The sequence below is a fragment of the Aneurinibacillus sp. UBA3580 genome, assembly GCF_002375825.1.
GTDB classification, from domain to species: domain Bacteria; phylum Bacillota; class Bacilli; order Aneurinibacillales; family Aneurinibacillaceae; genus Aneurinibacillus; species Aneurinibacillus danicus.
In genome coordinates, this window is record NZ_DFMZ01000137.1 from 44,170 (window position 1) to 49,404 (window position 5,235).

At 49.1% G+C, this 5,235-nt stretch carries 4 protein-coding genes; all 4 read right to left on the reverse strand.

All coding sequences use genetic code 11. From position 1 onward, the window contains the following. A partial coding sequence (locus tag B2899_RS18285) for an aspartate aminotransferase family protein (RefSeq protein WP_286887629.1) occupies positions 1-1,162 on the reverse strand: 1,162 nt, incomplete at its 3' end. Positions 1,163-1,446: 284 nt separating this feature from the next. Then, a complete protein-coding gene (locus B2899_RS18290) occupies positions 1,447-3,123 on the reverse strand; it encodes an acyl-CoA dehydrogenase family protein (protein WP_286887631.1) in 1,677 nt (558 codons plus the stop codon). Between the two features lie 78 nt (positions 3,124-3,201). Next, positions 3,202-4,728, reverse strand: coding sequence for a class I adenylate-forming enzyme family protein (locus tag B2899_RS18295; RefSeq protein WP_286887633.1), 1,527 nt, complete (start codon positions 4,726-4,728; stop codon positions 3,202-3,204). Between the two features lie 13 nt (positions 4,729-4,741). Continuing rightward, positions 4,742-5,113 carry a MerR family transcriptional regulator gene (locus tag B2899_RS18300; protein WP_146811510.1) on the reverse strand — a complete coding sequence of 124 codons (372 nt, stop codon included), beginning with the start codon at positions 5,111-5,113 and terminating at the stop codon, positions 4,742-4,744. Positions 5,114-5,235 lie beyond the last annotated feature (122 nt).

Here is a 5,235-nt window from a genome sequence, read left to right on the forward strand (position 1 = left end):
AGCGGTTCAGAATGTTCATCAATCCGTCTCCATTCGGCTCACCCGTTCGCGGATCGATAATTTCGATACCGATCATTAGACCGACAGAGCGGATGTCGCCGATTACCGGGTGCTTTTCCTTTAGTGCGTCCAGCCGTGCGCGCGCATACGATCCGACCTCCCGGCAGTTATCGAGCAGCCTTTCCTCCCTGAACACATCCAGGGTAGCCAGCGCTGCGGCGCATGCAACCGGATTGCCTCCGAACGTCGTGCCGTGACTGCCGAGCGGCCACTGTTTCATCAATTCTTTCGACGCGACCGTGGCGCTGAGCGGCAGCCCGGAAGCGATGCCTTTGGCGATCGCCATAATATCCGGCGTGACGCCAAACGTCTGGGCAGCGAACCAATCGCCCGTGCGGCCAAATCCGGTCTGTACCTCGTCGAAAATCAACAGAATCCCATGCTCGTCACAAATCTCCCGGATTTTGCGCAGCCATGCTTGCGGAGGAACGACATAGCCACCCTCGCCCAGCACCGGTTCCAAAATAAAGCAGGCCACTTCTTCCGGGGTCACCTGATGCTTAAATAATGCGGCCACGTCCTTCTCTAGCTTCTCTACGCAGTATTGTTCCACATCCTGACCCGGCGGGCACTCTTTCGGCTGGGCGTACGGGATTTGATACGTCAGCCCATTCGGCTGTAGGAACTTCCGGTATTTGCTTTTAGATGTGGTTACGCTGAGCGCGCCCAGGGAACGTCCATGGAAGCAGCCGGTGAACGACACGACATACGGACGCCTTGTGACATGCTTGGCCAGCTTGATTGCGCCCTCAATGGCTTCCGTGCCACTGTTGGCAAAGAAGAAGCAGTCCAATCCTCCGGGCATAATTTCGATAAGCCGTTCCGCCAGACGAAGCAGCGATTCATACATAATGACGCCGGATGGCCCGTGCAGCAGGCTATCAGCCGCATCCTTAATTGCCTGTACGACCTTGGGGTGGCGGTGTCCGGTGTTGGTCACGGCGATGCCGGAGGTGAAGTCCAGATATTTTTTGCCGTCAAGTCCGTAATAATAGCACCCTTCCTCTTTTACTACGGGTAGGTTCGGGTGATCCTTCGCCATCGTTGGCGCCAACAGGTTCGGCATATTTTGAACAAGATGCCCCCAGTTATGTTCTGTCATGCACACACACTCCTATTCTTACTATTTTGTTTGTTTCTGTGATTGTCTATTTACAAAATTGCAAATTTAATGCCAATTATATAAATCATACTTGCGACATTCACATAGCTGTTGTGGTGAGAAGAAAAGAGAAAAAATAGGGGGATTGCATACGGTACATAACATGTGAATAAAGAGTGCACAATTTATTCAATTTTGAATCATGAAATTCATTTTTGAATAAAATAAAAAAAACCTAAAGAAAAACATCCACCATGCTGGCGGATGTTCCATTCACTTTATTCTTATAACCGGGCTTCAACCTTTGCTTCTTTGTTCATCAATAAATCAAAATGACGAACCGGGAGCATTTCCAAATCAATAACTTCATGTCCCCAGGCTTTACGTAAATAAAGGTCGGCAATAATTTCTTTTCGTTTCCCACCGATCACCGCATCCTTCAGGGCGATGACACTTTCGTACAATTTGACCATTAGCCCCGCTACTTTTTTGCAGTGGTAGGTCTGTACCTCGTATGTTTGGGTTGCCAGACCCGTCATCATTTCTTCCAGCTGTGATAAGCCTTGCAGGACAATTTCTTTCCGTTCTTTCCACTCTTTTGGCAACGCATTTAGTTCTTTACGGATATACGCCGTGAAACTTTCGTGTACCCGGTATTTGCGAATCAACCGCAGCACTTCAAGTCCCAAAATATTGGCGGTCCCCTCCCATACGGTCAGAACCTGGGCATCTCTTAGCAGCCGTGGCGTCACGAAATCCTCAATATACCCGTTTCCACCATGCATCTCAATCGCTTCATGGGAGAAGTGAATCGCCTGTTCTGCGGTTTCCGCCTTCAGCAGGGCAATCAGCAGCCTGTTCATCGCGATTTCTTCTTCGGATACCTGTTGTCTTTGCATCATGACTCGTTCGAACAAGGGCATAATCGAAAAGACGGCACTAGTCTCAACCTCCTGTGTGGCAGCCATGTTCGCGAGCGTCTCCTGTACCATCGGGAAGTCGGCCAGTTGTTTACCGAAAGCGCTGCGCTGGTATGCGTAGTTTTTCGCTTCTAAAAATGCCCGCCGCATAATGCCTATTGATGCGACCGCATTGCACACGCGGGACAGGTTCAGCGCTTCCATCATATAGTAGAATCCTTTGGATGGATCGCCTACCAGGTATGCGTCCGCCCCTTCGAACACCACTTCCGCCGACGGAACGGCACGTACGCCGAGTTTATCTTTTAATCTTCGTATTTGCAGATGGTTGACCGAACCATCCTCTTTGCGCCACGGTACTGCAAATAAACTCAGTCCTTTACTTCCATCCGGCCCTCCCTCTCTCCGCGCAAGCACCATCGCCACGCCGCACGTTCCGGCATTGCTGGCGAAATATTTCTCGCCGTATAGTTTATACACGTCTCCCTGCTGCACGGCTTTCACTTCGTTCGCACCTACGTCCGAACCGCCCTGCCGTTCGGTCAGAAAAGTTGCACCCTCATATAGCTCTCTTTCTCCCGTGGAGATAACGTGAGGAAGGAATTTCTGCTTCACCGCTTCATCTGCATACTGCTCAAGCAGGTACGCCGTTGCCATCGTGAGAGTCACGGGACAATAAAAACCTGCCTCTGCCTGAGATAGCAAATAGCCTTGCGCATACGAGTATACATAGTTCCCTCTACGGCCCAGTGTCGGGATTTCCTTATGAATATAACCGACAATGCCTCTATTATACGTATCGGCAACCGTCTGTCTGTACCCCTCGTTCACCCATATTTCCGATATGTCGTTGCCTAATTTATCGTATTTAATCAGCCGTGGCTGTCCTTCCCGGTCGGTATGCACGGCACGGCGGTCAATGTCCGTACCGCATAGCTGTCCGAATTCATCCAGTTCTTTCTCCGCCCATGTGTAAAAATCTTCATCAAGATACTGCCGGAGAACAAATGCCAGATTAGGGTCTTCCCGGAAAAAATTCATGATCCACTCTCCCTTTGTCAATAATAGCGTTATTGATTGAATAACCATTCTAGCGATTCTTTCTCTCGCAACTTGGCGTTAACCAGTAGCCTCTTGCGTCTTCACTTCCCTGAGTGTCGTTTTTATAATTTTTCCGGTCGCATTGCGCGGAAGTTGGGCAATGGTTTCATACAGCTTCGGGATTTTGTAATCAGCCAGCTTTCCTTTCAGGAAGCGCTTACATTCTATCTCAATATCGGCCATCTCTGTCGCTGGAACGATAAACGCTTTGACCGTCTCACCCCATTCCGGATGCGGCACTCCAACAACAGCCACTTCGGCAATAGCCGGATGGGTGGATAGCACATCTTCGATTTCTTTTGGAAAGATGTTAACTCCGCCGGAAATAATTATGTCTTTTTTACGATCCACTACCCAGATGTACCCGTCCCCGTCGAACCGGGCCATATCTCCCGTATAGAGCCATCCTCCGCGGATAGTGTCCGCGGTCAACTCTTCATCTTTATAGTAGCCTTTCATTGTACCTTCGCCGCGCAACACAATTTCGCCAACTTCATCCCCGGCTACATCCTTGCCATCTGCATCTACAATTCTTAGCTCGCAGTTCAATGCCGCCCTTCGTCCGATGCTGCCTGCCTTATGTGCGTGTTCTTCCGCTTTTAACAGCGTTCCGTTCGGTCCCGCCTCCGTCAAGCCGTATACACACACCAGGTTTTCAGTTTGAAACGCCTGCTGGACTACCTGCACTTCTTTTGTACCGAGCGGGGCTCCTCCGTAAACCCAATACTTGGCAGACGATAAATCATATTCAGCAATCCTTGGATGTTTAGCCGTAAACAGATAGGCGACAGGAGCTCCGAAGAAATGCGTAATCTTTTCGCGTGACGCCAGATCCAGCAACAGTTCCGGCGTGAATACAGGTGCCAGAATGTGTGCAGCTCCCACATATAAGCCGGATACGAAGAAGAGGTGGAGCGGCGCCGAATGGCTAAGCGGCATCATATGCAGAATGCGGCTTTCCGTGTTCATCGTCATCTCTATGCACATCATTGTGGCGGCCGTAAGAATATTTCGATACGTAAAAACAACACCTTTGGGCTTACCGGTCGTGCCGGATGTGTATAAAATAGTGGCTTCGTCATCTTCTTTCATCTGGCATATAAATTCTTCGGAAACAGGAACAGACAGCAGCGCTTCGAATGAAATCCATCCTTCCACAGCCGCTCCCGTCTTTACGCTAACCATTCGGGCAGGTAAAGCTAAGGCTTCGACCACCGGAAAAAGATGCTCATGAACGAACACCGCTTTGGCATCGCTATGCCCGAGAATATAATCAAGTTCCGTTCCTGTCAGCTTCGCATTAACCGGAACAATCACTGCGCCCAGGCGCATGACGGCAATATACGTATAGAGAAACTCTTTTGTATTCGGCATAAATAAGACGACTTTATCGCCTTGCGAGATTCCTAACTCCCGCAGTCCGTAGGCAAGCGTATTCACATCTTGATCGAAAGTCCGGTACGTAACTCTCTCGGCCCCATTCACGATTGCTTCCCGCTCTGGATACTTGCGCGCATTACGCGCCAGCAGTTCAGAAATATTCATTCTCTTCCCGCCTTCACCCGTTTATTCGTTTCTGAAAATCTTCGTATAAATGCTCAATCTCATTCCGCAGATTGGTTAACTCCCGGATGCGTCCGTCGATTTCTTCAATTTTTTTCCGTCCGTACTCCATTGTCCGCTCCAATTGCTTTTTCCCTGTCGGGTCCACATCGAACAGTTCAATCATTTCTTTAATTTCCGCAAGTGAAAATCCGAATTTCTTGCCCCGAAAAATCAGGCGCAGTCTTGCTCTGTCTTTTTTCAGGTATACCCTCTGTCCACCTTCGTTGCGCTGCGGTTTGATGATGCCCAGTTCCTCATAATATCGAATCGTACGGGTACTAATGCTAAATTCCTGCGCCAATTGCGAGATACTGTATGTTTCCAGTTTCACCACCTCTTATCCAAACATTCTGACTAATCAAATTCTAACATTAACGTTAACGTAAACTTCAAGATAAGAAAAAGTTTTCCGCAGAATTTTTATAAGAAAAACTCGCGGGCATTGCC

Coding starts and splice junctions, on each gene's coding strand:
- B2899_RS18290 (WP_286887631.1), bottom strand. CDS start 3,123: ATGAATTTTTTCCGGGAAGACCCTAATCTGGCATTTGTTCTCCGGCAG.
- B2899_RS18295 (WP_286887633.1), bottom strand. CDS start 4,728: ATGAATATTTCTGAACTGCTGGCGCGTAATGCGCGCAAGTATCCAGAG.